The organism is Granulicella sp. S190, assembly GCF_009766095.1.
GTDB lineage: Bacteria > Acidobacteriota > Terriglobia > Terriglobales > Acidobacteriaceae > Edaphobacter.
Genome location: NZ_LMUD01000023.1, coordinates 1 through 22,158 on the forward strand (window position 1 = coordinate 1; position 22,158 = coordinate 22,158).

The 22,158-nt window shown below is 57.0% G+C and carries 21 protein-coding genes; 7 read left to right on the top strand and 14 right to left on the bottom strand.

Annotated elements, in window-relative coordinates:
* Positions 1-869, top strand: an 869-nt coding sequence (locus GSQ94_RS13330) for an antibiotic hydrolase (RefSeq protein WP_158944374.1), incomplete at its 5' end; no start/stop codon positions are given.
* Between the two features lie 103 nt (positions 870-972).
* Here the strand turns inward: GSQ94_RS13330 and GSQ94_RS13335 are convergent.
* The gene (locus GSQ94_RS13335; protein ID WP_254063859.1) at positions 973-1,620 is read right to left on the bottom strand and encodes a hypothetical protein; all 648 of its coding nucleotides are present in this window, start codon (positions 1,618-1,620) and stop codon (positions 973-975) included.
* A gap of 194 nt (positions 1,621-1,814) precedes the next feature.
* On the opposite strand from GSQ94_RS13335, the gene GSQ94_RS13340 reads away from it, so the two are divergent.
* Complete coding sequence (locus GSQ94_RS13340; RefSeq protein WP_158944376.1) at positions 1,815-2,819, top strand: methyltransferase; 1,005 nt, start codon at positions 1,815-1,817, stop codon at positions 2,817-2,819.
* A 68-nt stretch (positions 2,820-2,887) separates the two neighbouring features.
* On the opposite strand, the gene GSQ94_RS13345 is transcribed toward GSQ94_RS13340, so the two are convergent.
* The 13 genes from GSQ94_RS13345 to GSQ94_RS13405 all read right to left on the bottom strand — a co-directional run bounded on the left by GSQ94_RS13345 (position 2,888) and on the right by GSQ94_RS13405 (position 17,974).
* Positions 2,888-5,836, bottom strand: coding sequence for an FAD-binding and (Fe-S)-binding domain-containing protein (locus GSQ94_RS13345; protein ID WP_158944377.1), 2,949 nt, complete (start codon positions 5,834-5,836; stop codon positions 2,888-2,890).
* A 297-nt stretch (positions 5,837-6,133) separates the two neighbouring features.
* Positions 6,134-7,165 (bottom strand): DUF1338 domain-containing protein, encoded by a 1,032-nt coding sequence (locus GSQ94_RS13350; protein WP_158944378.1) that lies wholly within the window; start codon positions 7,163-7,165, stop codon positions 6,134-6,136.
* Between the two features lie 89 nt (positions 7,166-7,254).
* A complete protein-coding gene (locus GSQ94_RS13355; protein WP_158944379.1) occupies positions 7,255-8,049 on the bottom strand; it encodes a DUF3891 family protein in 795 nt (264 codons plus the stop codon).
* Between the two features lie 51 nt (positions 8,050-8,100).
* Positions 8,101-8,877 carry an ABC transporter permease gene (locus tag GSQ94_RS13360; RefSeq protein WP_158944380.1) on the bottom strand — a complete coding sequence of 259 codons (777 nt, stop codon included), beginning with the start codon at positions 8,875-8,877 and terminating at the stop codon, positions 8,101-8,103.
* 11 nt (positions 8,878-8,888) lie between these two features.
* Positions 8,889-9,719: an ABC transporter ATP-binding protein gene (locus GSQ94_RS13365; protein ID WP_158944381.1), complete on the bottom strand. Its 831-nt coding sequence runs from the start codon at positions 9,717-9,719 to the stop codon at positions 8,889-8,891.
* Positions 9,716-11,434: a CocE/NonD family hydrolase gene (locus tag GSQ94_RS13370; RefSeq protein ID WP_158944382.1), complete on the bottom strand. Its 1,719-nt coding sequence runs from the start codon at positions 11,432-11,434 to the stop codon at positions 9,716-9,718. Before GSQ94_RS13370 ends, GSQ94_RS13365 begins: the two co-directional genes overlap by 4 nt.
* A complete protein-coding gene (locus tag GSQ94_RS13375; protein WP_158944383.1) occupies positions 11,431-12,225 on the bottom strand; it encodes a creatininase family protein in 795 nt (264 codons plus the stop codon). Before GSQ94_RS13375 ends, GSQ94_RS13370 begins: the two co-directional genes overlap by 4 nt.
* An 8-nt stretch (positions 12,226-12,233) precedes the next feature.
* Positions 12,234-13,598: an FAD-binding oxidoreductase gene (locus GSQ94_RS13380; protein ID WP_158944384.1), complete on the bottom strand. Its 1,365-nt coding sequence runs from the start codon at positions 13,596-13,598 to the stop codon at positions 12,234-12,236.
* Positions 13,595-14,194 carry a nucleoside deaminase gene (locus GSQ94_RS13385; protein WP_158944385.1) on the bottom strand — a complete coding sequence of 200 codons (600 nt, stop codon included), beginning with the start codon at positions 14,192-14,194 and terminating at the stop codon, positions 13,595-13,597. The genes GSQ94_RS13380 and GSQ94_RS13385 overlap by 4 nt, the downstream gene beginning before the upstream one ends.
* A gap of 40 nt (positions 14,195-14,234) precedes the next feature.
* Positions 14,235-15,218 carry an ABC transporter substrate-binding protein gene (locus GSQ94_RS13390; RefSeq protein WP_158944386.1) on the bottom strand — a complete coding sequence of 328 codons (984 nt, stop codon included), beginning with the start codon at positions 15,216-15,218 and terminating at the stop codon, positions 14,235-14,237.
* 61 nt (positions 15,219-15,279) lie between these two features.
* Complete coding sequence (locus tag GSQ94_RS13395) at positions 15,280-16,590, bottom strand: amidase (protein ID WP_158944387.1); 1,311 nt, start codon at positions 16,588-16,590, stop codon at positions 15,280-15,282.
* Complete coding sequence (locus GSQ94_RS13400; protein WP_158944388.1) at positions 16,587-17,093, bottom strand: DUF2165 family protein; 507 nt, start codon at positions 17,091-17,093, stop codon at positions 16,587-16,589. Before GSQ94_RS13400 ends, GSQ94_RS13395 begins: the two co-directional genes overlap by 4 nt.
* Entirely contained in the window at positions 17,090-17,974 is an 885-nt protein-coding gene (locus GSQ94_RS13405) for a hypothetical protein (RefSeq protein ID WP_158944389.1), read from the bottom strand. The genes GSQ94_RS13400 and GSQ94_RS13405 overlap by 4 nt, the downstream gene beginning before the upstream one ends.
* 77 nt (positions 17,975-18,051) lie before the next feature.
* Here GSQ94_RS13405 and GSQ94_RS13410 point away from each other — a divergent pair, with 77 nt between their 5' ends.
* The 5 genes from GSQ94_RS13410 (at position 18,052) to GSQ94_RS13430 (ending at position 22,135) form a co-directional block, all read left to right on the top strand.
* Positions 18,052-18,507: a RidA family protein gene (locus GSQ94_RS13410; RefSeq protein ID WP_158944390.1), complete on the top strand. Its 456-nt coding sequence runs from the start codon at positions 18,052-18,054 to the stop codon at positions 18,505-18,507.
* 2 nt (positions 18,508-18,509) lie between these two features.
* Positions 18,510-19,451: an acetamidase/formamidase family protein gene (locus tag GSQ94_RS13415; RefSeq protein WP_158944391.1), complete on the top strand. Its 942-nt coding sequence runs from the start codon at positions 18,510-18,512 to the stop codon at positions 19,449-19,451.
* Positions 19,452-19,499: 48 nt separating this feature from the next.
* Positions 19,500-19,883 carry an oxalurate catabolism protein HpxZ gene (hpxZ, locus tag GSQ94_RS13420; RefSeq protein WP_174240936.1) on the top strand — a complete coding sequence of 128 codons (384 nt, stop codon included), beginning with the start codon at positions 19,500-19,502 and terminating at the stop codon, positions 19,881-19,883.
* A 412-nt stretch (positions 19,884-20,295) separates the two neighbouring features.
* Positions 20,296-21,126 (top strand): hypothetical protein, encoded by an 831-nt coding sequence (locus GSQ94_RS13425; RefSeq protein WP_158944392.1) that lies wholly within the window; start codon positions 20,296-20,298, stop codon positions 21,124-21,126.
* Between the two features lie 433 nt (positions 21,127-21,559).
* Positions 21,560-22,135 (top strand): hypothetical protein, encoded by a 576-nt coding sequence (locus GSQ94_RS13430; RefSeq protein WP_158944393.1) that lies wholly within the window; start codon positions 21,560-21,562, stop codon positions 22,133-22,135.
* Positions 22,136-22,158 lie beyond the last annotated feature (23 nt).

Below are 22,158 nucleotides of genomic sequence, written 5' to 3' on the forward strand. Positions count from 1 at the left end.
ATAGCACCAACCACGCAATCGGCCTGCTGAATCCGGCCACCGGCGCAATCGACGAGCACGTGATTCCCTCCGGCGCTGCGCCTCTCTTTCTGCAGTTCGCTCAGGATGGCAGCAAGTGGTTCTCCGAGCCCACCGGCGTAGGCCGCCTCGCGCCGAACGGAGTCATCTCGCAATGGGATGTCACCCTCGAGCATCCCGACGACAACATCGAGCAGCTCAGCATCGATCCCTGGGGCAACGTATGGTTCGCCGAGCGCAACTTCGATGGAGCCGGCGCGGCCGGAACCAACAAAGTTCGCCGTCTGAATCCCAACACCAACGTCATCAGTACCTATCTTGTGCCGACCTTCGGCGGAAACCCCGCGGGCGTGCAGGCTAATGGTGATGGAACCGTATGGGTCTCGGAGTACTTCGCCAACGCGCTCGCGCTGCTGTACCCGCAGTTGGCGCCCCACAGTGACGCGGTCGTCTCGCCCAGCTCTAACAGCGCCGGCAACAACGCCGTCAACGTGCGGCCTGCGAACTCTGCTCCCATCGGGGGCGTCAAAACGCCGGTCACCCCTCAGAATGCCTTCGTGAAACCCCGCCTGACCCTCGGATGGGTTGAGTTTACGATCCCTACCGCGAACGCCCAATCGGAAGATATGCGTATCGACCGCCTGGGGCGCGTGTGGTTCGAGGGCGACACCGGCCTGCTCGGCATCCTGAATCCCTACCTCGGCAGCTTCACCGAGTACACCATTCCAACGACCAACGGCGGTTACTTCGATATCGCCCTGGACCAGAACAAGCAAGAGCTCTGGTTCACCGAAGCGGGTATCTTCGCAGCCGTCACCACGAAGGTTGGACACCTGAACGTAGGCAACTAACCCTTTGAACTAACACATGGAAAAAGAGACCGTCCAGCTTCCTCTCTCGTCTTCTTGCAATAGGCGGAGAAAGTAGCTGGACGGTCTTCTTACTCTCACCAGATCAGTTGGGATGAGCAGCAAGAAACTTCTTGTACTCGCGGTCGAGGGAACTCATGAAAGCATCGACCAGCAAGAGCTGTCCCTGAAGAACTTCGACTTTTTGCCTGATTGTATCCGCCTGACCTTCTGTGGGGTCCGGGCTTTTGTCGTCTGTATTCAGAAAAGGGGCAAGGCTGATCGTGGCGTCCCGGGCGGCTTGCTGTTCGGCTGCGTAGAGTGCATTTTGGGTGTCGTAGATCCCTGCGTACTCTTCGGCTTGGGAGTAGTGCATGTAGGAGAGAGCACTCGTCGATTGGGCAGTCTTCCAGCTAACGTCGTCGAAGCTGCGGATATGAAACGTGATCTCCATGCTGGAGTTATCCGGTGCCTTCTGGTTCTTCACGATGTATTTCAGGAGTTTAACATCGCGCTTGAGTATGTCTTGCTGCTTATGCAGATCTGCGATGCTGTCCGGCATGTCCTTCGCATTGCTCTCGATCTCCGTGTGCAGGCTGGTCTCCGCTTCGTGGACAAGATGGCGGTGATGCTGCCACTCTACGCAGCCTTCGAGACTTAACGCGATCAGCAGGCCGATTGTAATCGTCAGCAGATGAAGCAGAAAGTCTCGCCAGCCATGAACCGGCTCATGGGGTGGGTGCACATCGATCACGGGAGGGACCTCGTCGAGATTCACTGAGAATTAGGGTAGCAAATCTCTTTGCCAGGCTGACGTGAGTCTGTCCCCTATGAAGCTCATCCATTTTGTAACGTATTAATTCGGAGAGCGTCCTATCTTAAGCTTTTTGATGGCAAGCCGATCTTAGGCTTGCCGTTTTTTAAGGAATCACAACCAAAGGAGTTCGATTGCAAAGCACCACACCCTCCCCCCAGGAACAAATTCTTTCCATCATTCTCGGTTTTTGGCAGGCGCGATCACTCGCGCTGGTGACCGAATTACACATAGCCGAACATCTGGCGGATGGTCCGCTGGATGTCGCCGAGCTTGCAAAGCGAACGAGTGTCAACGCTTCCGCGCTGTTTCGTGTTCTGCGTGCGTTGGAGAGCACAGGAATCTTCCAGCAGGTTTCGCCGCGCGTCTTTGCGAACACGGAGACCAGTGAGTCTCTTCGCAAGGATGTGGCGGGTTCGCAGCGAGCCTGGATTTTGCACAACCTGTCACAGGGGGACGGGGTCTTCGAGGCTTGGAACGAGATCGATCATTCGGTCAGAACCGAAGAGGCCTCATTGCATAAGATCTACGGGCACGACCTCTGGGAGCTTTACCGACGTCAGCCAGAATCGAATGCGCACTTTAACGATGCGATGCGCTCAGTCAGCGAGACGATGACGCCGACAGTTACAGCCGCCTATGACTGGAGCAGCTTTGCTGTGATCGCCGATATCGGCGGCGGTATCGGCACCCAGTTGACGTCCATTCTTGCGACTTCCCCGTCTTCGCGAGGGATTCTCTTTGACCAGGCGCACGTGAGATCGACGTCGATGGTGGCAAACGATCGTATCGAGGCTCTAGGAGGAGACTTCTTCTCCTCTGTTCCGGGGGGCGCGGATGCGTACCTGCTGCGCTTTATTCTTCATGACTGGTCTGACTCCAAGGCATTAGCGATTCTTGGGTCGGTGCGCCGTGCGATGAAGTCAACCGCGCGGTTGGTGGTGATTGAGTCGGTCATTCCGGAGGGACCGGAGTTTCATTTCGGCAAGTGGCTGGACCTGCAGATGCTAGTGGTGGTCAATGGACGCGAACGGACCGAGGCGGAGTTTCGGGATCTGCTGGCGAAGGCGGGGTTCGAAGTGGAGACGATCGTTCCTACGAAATCGCCGCTGAGCCTTCTTATCGCAAAACCTGTTTAGTTCAGTCGATTCGGGTAGACGTTCGCAGAGGCTTGCGAACGTCTGCGCTGAGCGTTGTGGGAGAGCGGTCAAGGCTTCGATGGTTGGGCGAGGACTTCGGCAAGGTGCATCGGTTTTACGCTCGTATTCTGCGTAATCTGTTCCGCGCAACTGAAGCCGTCGGTAAGCAGAATAGTACCTGCCGCCTTATTGCGCACCGCAGGCAGCAGCACCCGCTCGCCAAGCTTCTGCGAGATCTCGTACTTGTCCTTCTCAAAGCCGAATGGACCGGCCATGCCGCAGCAGCCCGAGTCCAGAAGTTCGACGTTCGCCCCCGTCAACCGGAGCAGCGCCATCTCATCCTGCATGCCCATCGTGGCGCGATGATGGCAGTGGCCATGCACCAGGATCTTCTCGTCCAGCTGCGGCGGCCTGTAGTGCGGCGCATGTCGAACCAGGAACTCGCTGAGGAGAAAGGTCTGGTCGCGAAGCTTGGCGGCGCGGGGATCGTGCGGCAGCAGATTCGTAAGCTCGTCGCGAAAGACCGAGGCGCACGAAGGTTCGAGCACCACGATAGGAGTGCCGGCCTGCAACTGCGCCGTAAGCGCGTTGAGAGTCTTAAGCAGGTAATCCTTGGCCGTATCGAGCATGCCGAAGTCGTAAAGGGGCCGGCCGCAACAGAGATGCTGTGTAGGCAGAGTCACGCGGAAGCCTGCGGTCGTCAGCACCTGGTGTGCGGCCCGCATCGCCGCCGGATGAAAGTAATTGTTGAATGTATCTGCCCACAGAAAGACCTCCGGAGCCTCGGCAGGCAAAGGAATTCTTCGGTTGCCGCGCGGTCGGCGTGCATCACGCGCATGGCGGCGGTCCGGCGTAAAGGGCTTCGAGAAGCGGGGAAAGGTACGGTTCGGGTGGATGTGCAGAATCTTCTTCACAACACTGCGAATGATGGGAGCATTGTTGATCGCGTTGACTAGGTGTGGCGCGTACGAGGCCAGGCGAGCGAAGACGTCAATGCGTCCGAAGGCATAGTGAGAGAGCGGTCGCGACTCGCCCTCGTAGTGGTGCGCGAGAAACTCAGCCTTATAGGTAGCCATGTCCACTGAGACAGGACACTCGGACTTGCAGGCCTTACAGGCGAGGCAGAGGTCGAGCGACTCCTTCACCTGTTCGTTCTTCCACTGATCGGGAAGCACCTCGCCCTGCATCAACTCCCACAGAAGGTGCGCTCGCCCGCGCGTGGAGTGCAGCTCCTCACCCGTCGCCATAAAGCTCGGACACATGGTGCCCGCATCCGTCTTGCGACACGCTCCCACGCCCACGCAGCGCAGGTTCGCATCGGCGAACGAGCCGTTATTCTCCGCGAAGGCAAAGTGGGTCTTCGGCTGCCACGGGCGATAGTCGGTACCCAGGCGGAGATCCTCGTGAGGCTCATGGGCGTCGATAAGCTTGTTGGGATTCATGCGGTTCGTAGGATCGAAGGCATGCTTGAAGGTGCGGAAGGCCTGCATGAGCTCCGTGCCGAACATCTTGGGCAAAAGCGCGCCGCGAGCCTGTCCATCACCGTGCTCACCGGAAAGCGAGCCGCCGTGGGCAAGCGCGATGTCGGCGGCGCGGTCCATGAACTGGCGGAACTTCAGAATTCCTTCAGCAGTCTCAAGATCGAAGTTATGTCGCATGTGCACGCAGCCCTGGCCGAAGTGTCCGTACATGGCGCTGCGATAGTGAAACTCCTTCATCAGCGCGGCAATCTGTCGCAGGTAGCTGCCTAGCTGGGTTGGGTCGACAGCGGCATCCTCCCATCCCTCCCAGCCGGTGCCTACGCCGGGGATAAAGGCGGTAGCGCCAAGGCCGGACTCACGGATGTGCCACACCCGCTTGGCCTCGGCAGAGGTGTAGATGCGAGCCGTGGGCTGTGGCGTAACGGTCTTCAGGTAGGCGGCAAAGGCGCGCGCCTGCGCGTTGGCCTCGGGTTGGGTCGCAGCCCCGAACTCGACAATCAGAAAGCCGTCGCCAGCAGGCAGCAGCGCGAGATCCTCCACAGATTTTTGCTTGCGGCGCAGCGCGTCGAGCAGGTAGCCGTCCATGCCCTCAAGCCCAATAGGCTTGTACTGGAGGATTTGGGTTACATGGTCGGCGGCGACGAAGATGTCGGAGAACCCAACGCCGACCAGGGTGCGGTAGGGTGGCGACTCGACCAGTTGCAGCGTGGCGCCCAGAATGATGGCGCAGGTGCCTTCGCTGCCGACCAGCGCACGCGCCACGTTGAAGGTGTTCTCCGGCAGCAGCTCGTCGAGATTGAAGCCGGAGACGCGGCGCGGAATGCGAGGAAACTTCTCGCGAACCTGGGTAGCGTAGTTGTCGCGCAGGCTCTTGAGAGTCGCGTAGATCTCGCCGCTGCGGCCGCCTGCCGCGATCTGTTCTTCAAGCTCGGCCTCGGTAGTGGGGCCGACGGTCATGCGAGTGCCGTCGTAGAGCAGCAGGTCAAGCGTGGCGATGTTATCGACCGTCTTGCCGCCCATCAGCGCATGCACCCCGCAGGAGTTGTTGCCGATCATGCCGCCGATGGTGCAGCGGCTGTGCGTGGCCGGATCTGGCGCAAAGGTCAGGTTGAACCTCTCCGCAGCATCACGAACGCGGTCGAGCACGATACCGGGCTGGACGTGCACGGTGCGGCGTTCCACATCGATCTCGCCCATACCGTTCATGTACTTCGAAAAGTCGAGGATGACGGCAGCGTTGCATCCCTGTCCGGCAAGCGAGGTGCCTGCACCGCGGGTGAGGATCGGAGCCTGAAAGCGACTGCATAGAGCCACCGTGGCGATGACGTCAGCTTCGTCGCGAGGAATCACAACTCCGATGGGGATGTGGCGATAGTTAGAGGCGTCGGTGGAGTAGAGCGCCTTGGAGGCTGCGTCGAAACGGACCTCGCCGCGAATCTGCTCCCGCAGGAGTTGGCAGAGCTCGTCAGCATCGGGGAAGGTATCGTGCGCGCGCGCATGGGAGCTCGGCAGCACGACGAAGGGCGACGTAGACATATCTGATCCACTATACGTCGTGGAATTGTGATCGATCGGCAGAAGATGGCCGTCCTGACACGCAAGGCTTTATCCGATTAATGGGCGGCTGTCCGTCGCAGCGGCCCCGAAAAATAACTCTCGAAAACGGTGTCACATTTTTCAGTTGCGAAAAACGTGGTGCATCAACTCCACCTCAGCCACGCAAACCACCACGTTGACACCACCAAAAAACCAGGTCCAGGACACGGTTTTTCTCAAAAACCCCTGCAAAAAACTGAACTTCACCACGCCGAAAAATTTCGCAAAAAAACTGCCTCACGACTTGCCCGTGGCCGTCATTTTAAAGATCGCCTGGGCGTTCGAGCTGTCGAAGCCAAGATCGAGTTTCTGCTTCCCCTCCTCCTCAGGGAGCGGCAGCCGTGTAATGAACTCATAGAAGGAGCCGTTGACCTCTTTGGCGACGAGAGCGCCTTCGGGTGTGTGAAACTTGCGCTGCACTCGCGCCGCAAGGAACGCAGTCTGCCGAACCCGCCCGGATTGAGAGGTTTCGACGGCAGCCTTCATCGGCTGGCCAAGAGCCTTCTGTTCTTCTGCGAGCTGATCGACATCGGGAACGCGGTCGGTCGCGTGGTTAAAGGCGTTGCCCTCAGTCGAGATCCACGCCATCTCGGGCGACTCCGCAAGGAGAATCTCGTAGTCGGCAAGAGTGGGCTCAGTGTGTTGCCGCTCGAAGACAGAAGCCAGCACCGGAAGAAGCGCCACGGACTCCTCGACGCTGAGCGAACCTGTAGATTCGAGCTTGCTCAGCAATGAGTTTGCCTCAGCCGTGATGGGGTCCTTCGAGGTAGCGGTAACGCGGAGGACAGCGGCCTGAAACTCGGGCGTGAAGCGCTCAGGATGAAGCTCGCTGAGGAAGAACTGGGCGATCGCCTCTGGGTAGTCCGCCTGGGCATGAGAGCGGCCTGTCATCTTGAGGCGTTCGAGCGGATAGACGCCGTTGAGCGCATAACCAAGGGGGCGCAGGATGCGGGTGATCGCCTCCTGCCCAGCGGGAAGGCCGCCCATGCCCGCGAGCGCAACGGTGCGGACTGCGCCGTGATCGTGGAGAATCTGCCTACCCTTGCTTAGGGTGTAGTCGGCATAGGTCTTCGCGCTGGGGACTCGGATGAGCAGGTCTTCGAAGAGAAGCATGTTGAGCGCCTGTGCGAGGACGGCGCGCGAGACCTGCGGGCCTGGGTCGGCGGCGATCTCGGGATGCACGACAAGAAGCTTGAAGAGGTGCTCGGTACGGTCTGCGCCGATGATCTGATTGAGTGTTTCGCGTAGGACGCTGGTGCCTGTGCTCATTTTTCGATTCCCCGTAGCTGCCGGAGAGTCTTGGTCCGGCCCTAACATCATCCTCAATGGGAGGCAGTCTGTAAAGGTGGTGAGCTGTGCTACGAGTGCACCGTCGCAGTAAGTTGCTGAATCGCGGCGTTGGTATAGCGGTGCTGAAGCTCGTCCGGAGAAGTGAACGTTTTGCCGGGAATATGACGAGCCGGGAAGGTGAGGGTGAGAGTCGGTTCGGCAAAGGGGTAGGGATTGAGTCGGAAGGTACGATTGCCCTGCGGAAGGACCTGGATATCGCTCTGGGAGCCGTCGTTTTTGCGCATGGGATGGAGGAGAGTGGCTGGCGACGCGTAGTCGACGCAAGTAAGGAGGGACAGATTGTCAGTGGCCTGCAGCAGACGGAAGTTGTCTTCTAAGTTTTGATCGGTGGATTCGACAGCGGCGCGGAGGGACTGCTGAAGCTGCTGCTGACGAGCGAGAAACTCATCAAGCAGAGGAAGTTGCGCTGGGGCAATCGTGCCGCGATCGGCGCGGACGGTGAGGAGATTATAGGTGTGCATGGATACGAGGAGAGCCGCGTAAGCGTCTTTGGCCGCGATCTGCTGCACAGCGCGTTCGCGGACGGTTAGGTAGTTGGCAAGGTCGATCTCTTCAAAGGCAGAGTATTTGCCGACAAGCTCGGAAGAGAAGGCCGATGGTTTGCCTTGTTTCGTGATCGTCGGGGCGGCATCGCGCAGGGCCCAGCCGTCGTCGTGAGCGTGAATCCCGAGCAAGGCGCGCTCGCGCGGTTCGGGTCTCGCAAAGACTTCATTACCCCAGTGCTGAGAGAAGGCTCCAGCGAGGTGGGCATGATCGGGATGAGTGACGAGCCACCATCCGGTCTCTGTTTCAAGACGCAACATGTTTAGCACCCTTATGACAGCTTACAACGCCTGAATCACACAACTAACGGTCTACTCCTGATCCACCACGCGCGCTGATTCGTGCCAATGATGAAGGAAGTACCAGTCTAGAAACATGACGGCGAAGAAGAAGACAAAGCCGAGAAGCGTAGCGGCGAGAACAAGGGCAAAGAGGTAGTCAGTTTCGAGTTGAGCGCTGGCGTATTGGATGGCATACCCGATCCCTCCGACGCCCACACGGGAAGAGCCTGCGAAGAGCTCCCCCGTGATAGCTCCGATGACTGCGATGCCGCTGGCGATGCGAATGCCGGTGAAGATCGACGGCATGGCATGAGGCAGGCGGAGCTTCAACAGAACTTGAGAGCGTGAGGCGTTGTGCATCAGGAAGAGGTCAACCATGTTGCGGTCGACACTGATCAGACCTTGAGTGGTGTTCGCGACGATTGGCGCGAGGCAGATAATAAACGCGATGAGCGTGACGGCACTCAGGCCGGGGCCAATCCAGAGAAGGATCATAGGGGCGATAGCGACTATGGGAACAGTCTGCAGGAGGATGGTGTAGGGGTAAAACATGCGGCGGATCCAGGGAGATTGTGCGAATAGAAGCGCGATAGCCACGCCGACGAGTAGCGCCGCAAGGAGACCTCCAGCTGCCGCCGCTGCGGTGAGTCCGAGAGAGGTCATTAGTGACGGAAGACGAGTGACGATGGCGTGTGCAACGCGGGCAGGCGACGGAAGCAGGTAGGGTGGGAGACTGAAGATCCAGATGACCGACTGCCACAGTAGCAGTAAGCCAACGAAGATAGAGAAGGCAGAGAGAAGTGTCACGCTCAGCTTTCTCATGCTGGGTACACCCCGATCTCTTGTCCATCGCCCTTACTTTCAGAGTTGATGCTTACGCTTCTGAGTGCTCTCGAGACCTCCGAGACGGTGCGATCGAAGGCGCTGCTGCGGCGCGTGGATTCTGTGCGTGGAAAGGGCAGTTCGATCGGGAGGTCGTGCGCGATGCGGCCGGGGTTGGGCGCCAGGATCAATATTCGTGTAGACAAGAAGACTGCTTCAGCTACAGAGTGAGTAACGAAGAGCGCCGTCCAGTTCTGCTCTTCGCGAAGGCGGAGAAGCTCCTCGTTGATTCGGTCCCGTGTCATCTCATCGAGTGCGGCGAAGGGCTCATCGAGAAGAAGGATCTGGGGGCGGGTGGCGAGAGCGCGAGCGATTGAGACTCGCATCTTCATCCCTCCGGAGAGCTGACGAGGGAAGGAGTCGGCCACATGAGACAGGCCGACGAGCGAGAGTACGGTATCGACTTTCGCGTTGCGGGTCTCGCGAGCCATGCCATCGAGCTCAAGGCCGAGGACGACGTTTTGCCGGACGGTGCGCCAGGGAAGGAGAGTGGCGTCTTGAAAGATGAAGGAGATCAGTTCGCGAGCTTTTTGCGGAGTCATGCCGTGGATAGCAATGCTGCCGGAAGTAATGGGGCTGAGACCGGCGACTATTTTGAGCAGAGTAGATTTGCCGCAACCGGAGGGGCCGATGATGCTGACGAACTCGCGCCGCTGGACCTGAGTGGTGATGGACTCAAGTATTGTTGCGATGCCGGCTTTTGCGATGCCGTAGCGTTTGGTGGCCTGATCGAGGGCAATCGCCGGAACAATGAGAGGGGTATTCATTGGGTGGGATCTTCCACTATCGGCAGGTGAAGGGCGGAGGGTCTGGAGAGGTCATGGTGAATGGTGTGGGTGGAGCGCTGCCAGTCCCATGATGTTGCTTGTGCGGGCGGTGTTGCGGTGCCGGGGTTGCGGTCGTAGAGAGGGTACGCGCTACCCGCGATCTCAATGCGGAGAGATTCGCCTGGAGCGAAGACCCATGCGGTCGGTTCGAGGTCGAAGCGCCACTCATGTGGTGCGTCGGGTTTGTAAGTGACTGCGGCGCTTGGGAAGAGGAATGTACTGCGTGCGACTCCGATGCAGATAAAGTCAGCTTCGCCTTTAGGGCGCAGGCAAACTAGTTTTACAACCAGGTCGGCGAAAGGTGCGGACGTGGTGGCGAAGAGGGTAACGGCGGGAGTACCGAAGAGGTGAAGAGGCGTAGAAAAAGGTGCGGTGGTGTAGGTGAGAAGGTTATTGCCGAGTTCGAGCGCAGCTTGATTGTGAGAGCCGCCCATGGAGGTGATGCCGCCTGGAGCGATGACAGGAACTTCAGGGTCAACGACGAAGATGTCGTCGGGTTCTGACTGGTCTGGGATCTTGATGGTGAGGGTTCCGTCACCTTTGCTGGAGTTGGCTCGGCCTTTGCTGTGGAGATAGAGTGTGTGATTGGTCAGAGGCCATGCAGAGGCGGTATGCCACTGATTTTGGTTCATTGCGAAGTAACGAATGCGTGGTTCCTCTGCGAACTCGCCGGAGCCTTTGAGCCAGTGATTGAACCAGCGCAGGTGGAATTCGTCCGTATCGAAGTTTGCATTGGCACCGAAGTTTTGCGTACCGATACGATTGCCCCACGGGATGTGGGCCCACGGGCCAGCCAGAAGATATTGATTGTCGCGCGCCATGTGCGAAGCGGCGCGGCGCCTTATCTCACGAAATCCTGCGATGCTGCCATGAAGATAGGTGTCATACCAGCCTGAGAGGTGGAGTGCTGGTATCTCGATTTTCTCGACTTGCCCACTTATATCCATCTGCGACCAATATTCACCAGGGTGATCGTGCTGTAGCCAATCGACTACGTACGAGGGTAGACCGGTTGAATTGATGGCGGGATGTAAGGCGGCTGGGGTGTGAAGAATCTGCGACGAGAGAGCGGGCCAGGCATGTTCGAGAACATCGCTTGCTTCGCGAAGTTGCAACCGGCGCGCGTCCATCTTCAACATCTGTAGACCCCAGCCCAACGAGGAGGCGAGACGAAGGGCGCCATGATTGTAGAACCATCCATGGTAGAGATCGTGTGCGGTCTGCGCGGGAGCGATGCAGAGAAGGCCCTCCGGCAGCGCGGCTGCTGCGAGCCACTGGGTCATGCCCTGATAGGAGAATCCATACATGCCAATCTTACCGTTGCACTCGGGCAGCGTGCGAAGCCATGCGATCGTCTCGACGCCATCTTTCTGCTCATGCAGGAAAGGATAGAAATCGCCTGTGGAATCGCCTCTGCCGCGTACATCTTGAATAACGACGTTGTAGCCATGGCGGGCGAACCAGACCGGATGAGCGTAGACAACGGTGGAGGCAATATCGCGTCCGTAGGGCTGGCGCATGAGCAGCGTTGGGTGTGGGCCACGCTTGGCGGGATAGTAGTGATCGGAGTAGAGGATGGTGCCATCGGACAGCGTGCACGGGACTTCACGCTGGAGTCGAACACCTTGTCCGCAGTCGATGAGGGGTGAGGTCATAGTTGCTGGTTATTTTCGTACTGGAGCATGGCTTCGAGAGCAGCAGCGATCCTGGTGGTGGCCTCTTCGATCCAGATCTCGCCTTTTTCTGCGGTAGAGCCCGTGGGGTCTCCCATGACACCGCTGGGGGCGATATCGCGGGTGAGCCAGGCGAAGGTTGCAGAGGCATTTTCAGGTAGGAGGAGTTCCGGATGTTCGATGTCAGCGATGTAGTTGGTGGTGTACGCGTCGGAATCGACCAGTTGCGGCGTGACAGCGAGCAGGAAGGAAGTTTCTATCTCACCCGCATGGAAACCATAGGTTTTCTCCTGTTTGCTGATGCCGGTGAAGGCTGCGCCTGCGGAGCCAAAGAGACAGAAGACCCGGAGGTTGAACTCGGCGCGAAGGTCCCGGGCCATAACGTCGACAAGGGATGAGTTTCCTCCGTGAGTGTTGTAGAGGACGAGTTTCTTGAAGCCCGCCGAAGCGATGCAGGCGCCGAGATCGCGGACAACAGCCATGAAAGTGGTGGCAGAGACAGAGAGCGTTCCAGGGAAGCCGATGTGTTCGTTGCTTTTTCCGTAGCAGATGGGCGGCAGCGCATAGATTGGCGCATCGTTCGCGAGCTTCGCCAGGGATTTACCCAGAAGCAGATTGTTGATGAGTGTATCAGTTGCCAAGGGGAGATGATGGCCGTGCTGCTCGATGGCTGCGGTAGGCAGGACGAGCAGAGTACGGTCTTTAGGAAGCGCTTCAACCTGCTTCCAGTTCAGGTAGGCGAAGTTGCGCGAAGCTGGGATCCAGGTTTGCATGGGCTCTCTTAGACAGTGGCTTGGGCTGCAGGTTTGAAGGTGATCATCTTGCCGGGATTGAGCAGCCCCCGCGGATCGTACTTCTGCTTGGTAAGGAGTTGTAAGTTGTCTTCGCGATAGCGTCCGCCGCCTTCTACGTTGTTGACATGCGGGTTGGCAACCGAGACGCCTATGGAGCGGCAAAGATCGATCATCTCGTTGAGGCGTTGCTCGGTGGTAAAACGAACGAGCGGAATGGAGCCTGGAATGACGATACCCGTGCCTGTCTTCATGAATTCGATGTGGAACAGGATCTCATCACCGAAATGTTGTTTGAGTGTGGCGAACTGCTGGCGTCCTTCAGTAGGACTGAAGCCGCATTGCAAGTACGTGAAGGCTGCATCCTGCTTGATGGCCCAGAGGGTGGTGTGGTTCCAGGTGTAGTCAGAGAGCAGCGGGGTAGTGCGGAGGCCGGTATAGTCGGCGGCGAGAGTGACCTCTCCACCAGCTGCCTCGGCAGCAGACTTCAGCTCGATGAGTTGGCTGGCGGCGATCATAAAAAAGATCAGTGATTTGTTTGGACGAGTGATGCTAAGGATGGGAGCGAAGCAGGACGGAATGGGCCACTCGAAGGTGGTGACGAGACGCTTGATCCATTGCGAATCGCAGGCGATTTTTTCGGCGAAGGTGAAGGCCTGATCAAAGGTGTCAAATGCAACGGAGCACTGTGCCCAGGACACGGCGGGGGTGAGGGCAATCCAAATCCTGGTGATGATGCCGTTGGTACCCCAGGCATGAAGGACGTCATGCACGGCTTGACCCTCGTGAAAGACGACGCGAGGCTCCGCCTCCATTGTGACGACTTCGAGGGCGCGGACGGTTTCGAAGTCTCGCAACCCGCCGTGAGAGACGGAACCTATGCCGCCGGAGCCACCACCAAGGAATCCCCCCACAGATGCTTTCACGATGGTACTGGGATAGCAGCGTAGTTCAAAACCCTGCTCGCGCGCAGTCGTTTCAAGCACGCCGAGGCGGACGTTCGGTTGGCAGACGGCGACACCGTCGGGCGTAATGGATTCGATACGGTTCATATGGACAAGGTCGAGTACGACGCCGCCGCGCAGGGGCACGGCCTGTCCATAGTTGCCGGTGCCTGCGCCTCGAGTGGTGACTGGGACGTGGTGTTCGTAGCAATAGGCGAGGATACGTTGGATCTCTTTAACGTCGATCGGCTGAAGGGCAAGTTCACCTGTTTTGTCGTCGAGCTGCCTTTTGAGGATCGGCGAATACCAATAGAAGTCGCGCGAGAGACGCTGCACGATCTGAGCGTTGGTGATGGCGCGATTCGGGTCGGAGATGCATGCGGTCAGCGCGGCGATATCGGAGGCGGTCATGAGTTACGGCTGCTCCTTTTTCGGGTGCGGCGAGTCTTGTTTGCACTGGAGCTGGTGGATCTGGAACTCCAAGTAGCGAACGCCTTCAGCATATTCGGGTGGGTGAAGAGAGCGTAACACCTGGCGCGCAGAAAGGCCCCTTTGACGCTGCAGGTCATGTCACTACGACGAACTACCTCTTTCGCTGAAATCCTAATCTGGCGGCAGTGGCGGTTAGCATCGGCAATGGTCGCTCCGTAGACCACGCGGTCGATGCCGGCCCAGAGCGCGTTAGCCATACACATTGGGCACGGCTCGCAGGTGCTGTACATGGTATAGCCGGAAAGGTTGATGGACTTGAGTTTCTTTGTGGCCTTGCGTACGGTGCGGAGTTCGGCGTGGGCGCTGGGATCGCTCTCCGATCCGACTGCATTGCGGCCGCGCATCAAAATACTTCCAGTCTCACTGTGAACGATGAGAGCACCGAAGGGGACAGGCGTAGCCGTCTCAAGGCTCTTCGCGGTGAAGCGGATAAGACGCTCCATGAAGAGGCGGTCTATCTCCAGCTGATGCGCGCTTTCCTTCTGCTGCGCACTGGAAGGGTTTTTGGGGGCCATGTGGAACGCTAACACGGCGGTGAAACGGTTTCTACAAGAATTACGGGTGAGCTGCGGCGTCAACAAACTGGGTGGTATAGGCAGTCTTCGGATCAATCGGGGTGGAGATGACCTTCAGGTCGAGAAGCTGCTGGTACATGGTGTTCCAGCGGGCAAAGGTGAATTGGCCCAGCTGATTTGGATCAGGACTCGTGATGAAGTGTTGATCCTTCAAAGTCTGTGTGCTGAACTGCATCTGGTCCGGGCTCATAGCGGGGTTGAGCTTGCTGATCTCGGTGTTCGCGACGGCGGAGTTGCCGAGATAGTCTCGCCAACCGCGAAGAGAGGCGCGAACGAACTTTGCGACAAGTTCGGGATGGTCGTGAAGAAAAGAGCTTGCGGTGAAGACGACGCGATAGGGCTGATAGCCGGTTTCGCTGATGAGCATGGTTCGAACGTCAGCTCCGCTTTTAGCTGCGAAGTAAGGCTCAGACGTCACAAAACACTGCTGGATATAGTGAGGGTCCTGCAGGAAGTTGGCGACGCTGTAGGTGGCGGGGATCTCGCGAACACTGTTCAGGTTATAGCGTTTAAGGAGATATTGAAACCAGATGGAACCGGGTTTGACTGCGATGGTTTGACCGTTGAGTTCGGTGAACGAATGAACCGGTGAGTCCTTGTGAAGCATGAGAGCCTGCGGGTCCTGCTGCATGGTGGCTTCTACGGCGATGACGGGAAGTCCGCGTGCGACGGCGACGAGAACCTGATCGGAAGAGCCCATGGCGAACTGCGCGGCGCCACCGGAGACCTGGTTTTCAGCGGAGACGAAAGGACCACCCGGGGTGATGCGGACGTCAAGGCCCTCGTCCTTGTAGTAACCCCTGAGGAGTGCGTCGTAGAAGCCGCCGTGTTCGGGTTGGGGATACCAGTCGGTTTGCAGAGTAATGGGTATAAGGCCGGGGTTCTGTTGCTGGTGTTTGCAGGCGGTGAGCGAGCAGAGGCTTGCAATCAGGAAGAGTGTCAGCAGTCTCGTTCGGGATCGCATAGGTCGTGCCTCCGGAGATTTCTGGCTTTGGAGCAGGGTAGCATCTGCTGTTTTCGTCGAGCTACATCTCGACAGTCTTGAGCGAGGCAGCAAAGGTGAGGAGCGCAGCGTCCTGCATGGGTGCAGCCATAAGTTGTATGCCGGTGCCCATGGAAGCACCAATAGCTTCTCCCGAAAGTGTGACGGCAGGCAGGCCCGCGAGGCTGGCCGGTGTGGTGTACCGCAGGATTGCTTTGCGAATGTGAGACTGATCGTGGCCCGCAAGAAGTTTGTTGACCGGAGCGCAAGGGGCAATAAGGAGTTCAACCTTCTGAAAAATCGACGACATCTGAGAGCGGAAGACGGCGAGACGACGATGCAGGCTCTGAAGTTGATCGTGGGTGACCGAGGATCCCCAGAAGAGGCGTTCAGAGATTGCGGGCTCGAAGTGTTCATAGTGGCCGCGGTGGATGGCGGCTGCTTCACTGGCTTGGATGGTGGAGAAGATCTCTGAACTGTCGCTCCAGAAGCTCGTATCGATGGGTGTCAGAGTTGCATTATGTTGGGCGAGGTGTTGTTTCCAAGCGGTGTAGGCGGAGAGAACTTCAGGTTCGCAATCGTGCAGGAAGTCTTCGCCGACATAACCGATTCGGAGCTGTGTTGTCGCGCTAGTGAGAGGTATGTCGTAGATGGCATTTGCGAGAGTGGGACCATCACGGAGATCACGGAAGAGGATACCGAGAGTATCGAAGGATGGCGCGAGGTGAGCGCCCCCCGCCCAACGTTCTTCGCCGCGGCTAACCCTATAGGAGGAGCGATAGCCTGCGAGTCCGCAAAGCGCGGCAGGAACGCGGACGGAGCCGCCGGTGTCGGTGCCAATGGCTGCCAGGGCTGAGCCCTCCTGCACGCTGGCAGCTGCTCCGCTGGAAGAGCCACCAGTGAGCAGAGTTGCATCGCGCGGCTGGAGGCAGTTGCCGTAGTCGGCGTTCTCACCGGTAATTCCGTAGGCCAGTTGATGAAGGTGAGTTTTCCCAGGGACGATAGCCCCTGCATCGAGCAGCCGCTGGGCGATCCAGGAGTTGTCTGTCGCTATGGGATGGAGTTGCGCGTAGTAACGCGAGCCGCAACTCGTTGCGGTTCCCTCTAGGTCGAAGCAGTCTTTGATCGAGATTGGAATGCCGTAGAGAATGGGACGATTTTGCACATCAGCAAAGAGGCACGGGAGCCGTTCTGCTCGATGGAGCGATTCATTCGACGTAAGGGTCACGTAAGTATTGTGCGAGGCGTTGCGGTTTGTTTTGGTTGCGGCATCTGCTGCGATCGCACTTGGATCGGTTTCAGAAGAAGCAAGGGATTGGCGCAGAGAAGTGAGCGGAGAGGGATGGCTTATCATGGCGTTTCGGCGAGAGCCAAAGGCTCAGGCATGGCCAAGTAGAGAAGGACAATGCCCAGGACTACAAACATTCTGAACGCTGCGTCCTGGCCGTTCCAGGTCTTGGATTGCCACATGAGGAACCATTCGCCGCCGACGCTGAGAAACGCGACAAACCACATCAGCATGCCCAGGGTGAGGGCGACAATTCCAGATGCTTTCGCCTGCTGGAAGCTTTCTGTCGAGTTGCGAATTGCGCGCAACATGCGGATGCCGCTCCACCAGGCGATGAGAGCCGTGACGGCCTCCCAGAGGATGACAGAGACATAAAACAGGGTGTGGGTAGCAGGCTGATTGATAGCTCGCCACATGCCGTTATTGCCCGGAAATGTGGAGTCCATCTGGAGAACGTGCCGAACGAACTGGTAGTTGGAGTTGTAGTCCGTCGTATTGTTGAAGACAACAAGGGTGTAGAAGAAAGCAACCGCTAGGACCAATAAAGCCTTTGAGAGCCGTGTCGTCATCGTGGCGCTCCGGTGGCAAAAGTCTGGAAGTAAGCCTGGAGCGCCTTCGCGGTAGCATCGTCGAACTCGGGATTCGGCGACATGGTTGACTTCGGGTCTATCGATTTTGGATTGCGAAGATAGCGTTCGAAGGCAGACGGTGAGGCGGCGGCATAGGTGCCCAATGTGCTCCACGACTTACCAGCCTTGACACCGCCGTAGCCACCCATATTGTGACAGCGATAACAGTGCTGCTTGGCGATGCGAAAGCCATCTATGACCTGCTGATTGGATGCTCCTTTTTGATGAGGCGCGATGGCCCCGTAGACCTGTTCGGTCGTTCCGAACTCGAGCCGGACGATCTTTGCCGGAACCTTGGGGATCTCTTGAAAAGATAAGACGTTGAAGGATGGCGTGAAGTCTGCGTGCGTAATGAAATAAGGTCCTGGATCGTAGCTATGGGTCTGCGCCACCCATGTCTGGATGGGGAGCCCGTCAATCTTTAACGCGAGAATCGGGCGATGCATCTGCACATACTCACGAGTGAAAGTTGCACGGTAGCCGTCCTCGCAGAGGGCGGTCAATAGATCGGCCCCGGGGAGAGCGCCAAGGGAGTTCTCTAGCACGTCTAGATAAACGCCTGTCACGCTTAGCTTTTGCTGAGGAAGTTCGCGAAAGTTTTCATCGTCCGTAATTGTTACGGTGATCTGCGGGAGCGATAGGAGCCATTTTTGCGAGACGTAACGAATCGCTCCGGGACTGATCTCAGAGGCCATACCGACGATCTCAAGATCCGATGCGTCATTGCGGTCTGTTTGCAGAATATGTCCAGGCGCGGGAACGTCAGCCGCAAGCAAGGCAAGGCATGCAGCGACGGCAGCGATCAGCTTCCCTGGAGGCATGACTCAGACTATCGCGGATTTACTTTTCGATAAACGCAAAAAGAGAGATGTTTTCGCATCGTGGTAAAGTACGGCCAATGAATATTGAACAAGCGCTCTTCGATGCGGGGTACCACTTGCCGCCGGTACCCGCTCCGGGCGGAAACTATGTTCCAGTGAAGACAGTTGGAAAGCTGGTTTATCTCTCAGGCGTCATCTCAACGGATAGCACTGGCATACTGGTCGGTCGTGCGGGAGAGGACCGCAGTATAGAAGAGGGATATATCGCTGCACAGGCTTGTGTGCTGTCTCACCTCGCCGTGCTAAAGCAACACCTCGGATCGCTGGAAAAGGTCAAGAGCATCGTGAGTGTAAACGGCTACGTGAACGCCGCCCCGGGATTTCAGGATTCGCCGAAGATCATTAATGGGGCATCGGATTTATTAGTAAAGGTGTTTGGCGAGGCGGGTAAACATGTTCGTGCAGCAGTAGGCGTGAGTGCGTTACCGCGCGGCGCTTTGGTGGAGCTGCAGATGATCGTGGAGATCGAATAGTAATGGCAGAACACTCCCTCAGCGCTGAACCGACGCACTCGCGGTGGAACAGGGATATGGAGCCGCGTCTCTGGATTGAACCTGGCGATGTGGTTCACATGGAGTGCCTGGATGCGAGTGGCGGTCAGGTAAAGCCAGGTTCTACGGTTGCTGATTTCCTTGGAATCGAGCGTGGTCGAATTCATGCGTTAACGGGACCCATAGGCGTGATCGGTGCAGAGGTTGGAGATGTACTTGAGATCAACGTACTCGACGTAAAGCACAAGGGATGGGGCTGGACAAGCGTGATCAGCGGCTTAGGTTTCCTTGAGGACCGCTTCAGGGAGCCGTATCTCTTTCATTGGCAGCTGGAGGAGAGCACGACGCAATCGCTTGCTCCTGCTGTAGTTCCGTTGCGACCGTTCTGTGGCGTGATGGGTGTAGCGCCTGCTGACGCTGGGGAGTTTCGTACGCGCCCGCCGGGAAACTTCGGAGGCAATATGGATATGCGCGACCTGACCTCCGGCTCTACGCTCTATCTGCCAGTATTGAATAAGGGTGCGATCTTTTCTGCGGGAGATGCACACGCCGCGCAGGGGGATGGTGAGGTCTGTATAAATGGGATTGAGTGTCCCGCCGCTGTGTCTTTACGCTTCAGACTTCACAAACAGTATGCGCTTGCTGGCCCGCTGGTTGAGGCCGCTGGGTCCGTCAGCAGCTCTGAGATCACGAGTTCTTGGATCGTCGTCGAATCAGGGATGGATGCTCTAGCCGCAGCACAGGCGGCGACCTCTCGTATGATAGATCTGCTTACGAGTGAGTGGGGATTCTCCCCGGTGCATGCGTATCTTTTGTGCAGCGTGGCGATGGATCTTAGGCTGGCACAGGTAGTGAATCGGCCAATGATTACCGTAGCAGCCTCCATTGCGAAGAGTGTCCTGCCGAAGCGCAATCTGTTCTCATGACTGACCCTCACACACATGTTTACGATTCAAAGTGGAGAAGTTTCTATCATGTTAATTAATCATCCACAGACAGTCGCAGAGCTTGAAGAACTCTACCCGTTGTATGAGGTTGCGTTGGTGAGCAATGATGTGGAGACGCTGACGAAGATGTTCTGGTCAGCCCCAGAGGTGATGAGGTTCGGAGTCTCCGAAAATCTCTATGGCGTCGAAGAACTGGAGGCATTTCGGCGAGGTCGACCTTCTGTGGGATTGGCGAGGACGATCAAGCGGCGGGACATAGTTACTTTTGGAGAAGATGTTGGCAGCATCACGCTTGAGTTTGAGCGAGAGGGGCCTGAGGGAAAAGTCATTCGTGGACGTCAGAGTCAGATGTGGGCGAGAATGCCTGAGGGATGGCGCATCGTTGCCGCTCATGTCTCTTTGTTAGCGTAGCTGCCTGCCAGAAAGCTGCTTGGAGATTGATGAGGTGAGGAGTACTACTCACATTACCCTGGTGAAATTCTCGCCAAAATAGTTTACTTTTCACGGAAGTCAGTTATGCTGACTCCGTCGGAGTGAACTCAGAGAAAGCGACCACTCAACCAAGATGCTCTCAGGCTCCCGAAGTTCGGATGCAGGCTGTCGCCGGGTTGAGATCTTGTGTGCGCTGTCTCTCGGGTGTTGGTTTGTATCAGGTCCAGGAGCTCAGGCGCAGGCTGTTCAGGAAGCTCCGCTTATCGAGCATAGCGATCCACCCTACTTCGATTTCTATGCGAAGGCGATAGATTGCGATGGGATCTTCATTCGCGGGTCTGCATTGGTCGATGACCATGCGCTTGTGATTGCCTGCATGCGAATCAGGGACATGACGGCATCGATGGATGTCGCGAAGCAGAACCTGAGGCAGCGTGGAGTGGAGCTGCATATTGTGGGAAGGGGCCAGGAACTCTCGATACTTCCCGAAAATCTTAGCGTGCGTGGAAGCTCAAAGGTGTCAGGCCTCCCGCAAAAAAGCGATACGGATGGCAGCCGTGCTCAGTCTGGGATATATAGCGCCTGCGGGGAAGAGAGCTTGCTGGCGACCGCTTCGGACGCAGGAAAGAACAGCACCGATCTATGCATGCGAGAGTTTGCGATTGCATTGATGAACTATGGATTCGACGACGAGATTCGGCGGCTGATTGAGTCGCAATACCACAGCTCTGTGGCTGCAGGGCATTGGAATGGAACGCGTGCTGCTGCCAGTCCTGAGGATTACTGGGCAGAGTTGTCGATGTGGTACTTCGACATTCGCGCAAGCTTTGCGGCTCAGGGACGTTCTGCCGAATCAGCCGCAAATGCGATTCGTGCGGAGGATCCGTCCGGCTTTGCACTCGTCGACCTCCTCTACACGCAGAAGAAGCGGCCAGTTGCGATAGAAGCGATCCGTGCTCGAGCTGTCTCGAAGCTTGCGCTCTCAAGCGTCAGTAAGAGGCCGGCAGAGCTTCAATTGGTCAACAACAGCGGTAAAAATATCAGGTTTTTTTGGATCGATACCGAAGGCGAACTCCGACCCATAGGCGAACTGGGACCCTACAATCGGACAATCGAGAAGACTTTTTTCCAACACGTCTGGATGATTGAAGACCAGCGAGGCGTGGAGATACAACGATTTGTCATAGAGGACTATGTAAGCGAAGTAATCGCTGCTTACTAAGGAAAGAGGCCGCAATTTGAAATCAGATTGAAATCTTTTTTATTTTGATAACAGGCTTAATTTGATCTTTTTGCTGAATCTGTTCGATTTGGGCCTTATTCGAGGATCGCAAGTGATTGAAAACATAGCTGGCGTCAAACAACGAGAATTTCGCAGAGAACAATTTCGCAGAGAACAAAGACAGTCGGAACACTTTTCCCTACACCAAAGTTGTATTCAAAGCGGTTTAACGGGGTCATATGATCCGCGCATTGAAAGAGATTTACTCGATGGCCTTGTTGATCCAATGTTTGAGTTACTTTTTCTTCGGCCAATCTTCGGCAAGAGCTAAGTCATCCCAATCACCCGCGTCGTGAACGATCGCTACAGGAGCGCTATTACAAATAATTAGATTGCGGCACGATGCCGACCCACTACATCCGGAGTACTTCTTATGTCGAGCAATACACCGATTTCACTCTGCAAAAATCTTCTCGTAGTAGCTGCCCTTCTACTCGGTTCTCAGGTCGCTCTTGGTCAGGCCCTAAACTCAGGTACCGCCAGCGTTACCCTCAATGCAACACTCGGAGAATCGCTGTCCGTCACCGCTACCCCTAACACAGTAAACTTCGCCCTTGTCTCGGGCGGCACGGCACTGGGAAGCGTTCCAGTCGTGATTACGACTAGTTGGGTTCTTGGGGTGGGTCGCGCCAATGTGATGCTTGATGCTTCCCTTTCGAGCCCTGCCGCAGCGCTAACCTACTTAGGGCCGCCAGTATCGAATATCCCTTCGTCAGCAGTATTTGGCGAAGATCTGCTTGGTTCGCCAACAACCTACACCGCATTCACACAGACAAATGCTCTTGGCACTGCCGGCGCAGGGTTGGAAATCTTCAACATTCCGCTGACCGCCCTCAACCGCGCAGCAATCCGTGCGGACATTCTGCTTTTGGAGATCAACACAACTGGACTGACACTTCCCGCAGCAAGTTATACGGGCACCATGACTCTTCAGGCGCAGGCTCTCTAAACCATAGAGAGTTTGCAGAGGTT

Bases quoted from the DNA above. Each gene is read 5' to 3' on its own strand.
- GSQ94_RS13345 (WP_158944377.1), bottom strand. From the start codon at position 5,836: ATGTCTACGTCGCCCTTCGTCGTGCTGCCGAGCTCCCATGCGCGCGCG.
- GSQ94_RS13350 (WP_158944378.1), bottom strand. From the start codon at position 7,165: ATGAGCACAGGCACCAGCGTCCTACGCGAAACACTCAATCAGATCATC.
- GSQ94_RS13355 (WP_158944379.1), bottom strand. From the start codon at position 8,049: ATGTTGCGTCTTGAAACAGAGACCGGATGGTGGCTCGTCACTCATCCC.
- GSQ94_RS13365 (WP_158944381.1), bottom strand. From the start codon at position 9,719: ATGAATACCCCTCTCATTGTTCCGGCGATTGCCCTCGATCAGGCCACC.
- GSQ94_RS13370 (WP_158944382.1), bottom strand. From the start codon at position 11,434: ATGACCTCACCCCTCATCGACTGCGGACAAGGTGTTCGACTCCAGCGT.
- GSQ94_RS13375 (WP_158944383.1), bottom strand. From the start codon at position 12,225: ATGCAAACCTGGATCCCAGCTTCGCGCAACTTCGCCTACCTGAACTGG.
- GSQ94_RS13380 (WP_158944384.1), bottom strand. From the start codon at position 13,598: ATGACCGCCTCCGATATCGCCGCGCTGACCGCATGCATCTCCGACCCG.
- GSQ94_RS13385 (WP_158944385.1), bottom strand. From the start codon at position 14,194: ATGGCCCCCAAAAACCCTTCCAGTGCGCAGCAGAAGGAAAGCGCGCAT.
- GSQ94_RS13390 (WP_158944386.1), bottom strand. From the start codon at position 15,218: ATGCGATCCCGAACGAGACTGCTGACACTCTTCCTGATTGCAAGCCTC.
- GSQ94_RS13395 (WP_158944387.1), bottom strand. From the start codon at position 16,590: ATGATAAGCCATCCCTCTCCGCTCACTTCTCTGCGCCAATCCCTTGCT.
- GSQ94_RS13400 (WP_158944388.1), bottom strand. From the start codon at position 17,093: ATGACGACACGGCTCTCAAAGGCTTTATTGGTCCTAGCGGTTGCTTTC.
- GSQ94_RS13405 (WP_158944389.1), bottom strand. From the start codon at position 17,974: ATGCCTCCAGGGAAGCTGATCGCTGCCGTCGCTGCATGCCTTGCCTTG.
- GSQ94_RS13410 (WP_158944390.1), top strand. From the start codon at position 18,052: ATGAATATTGAACAAGCGCTCTTCGATGCGGGGTACCACTTGCCGCCG.
- GSQ94_RS13415 (WP_158944391.1), top strand. From the start codon at position 18,510: ATGGCAGAACACTCCCTCAGCGCTGAACCGACGCACTCGCGGTGGAAC.
- hpxZ (WP_174240936.1), top strand. From the start codon at position 19,500: ATGTTAATTAATCATCCACAGACAGTCGCAGAGCTTGAAGAACTCTAC.
- GSQ94_RS13425 (WP_158944392.1), top strand. From the start codon at position 20,296: ATGACGGCATCGATGGATGTCGCGAAGCAGAACCTGAGGCAGCGTGGA.
- GSQ94_RS13430 (WP_158944393.1), top strand. From the start codon at position 21,560: ATGTCGAGCAATACACCGATTTCACTCTGCAAAAATCTTCTCGTAGTA.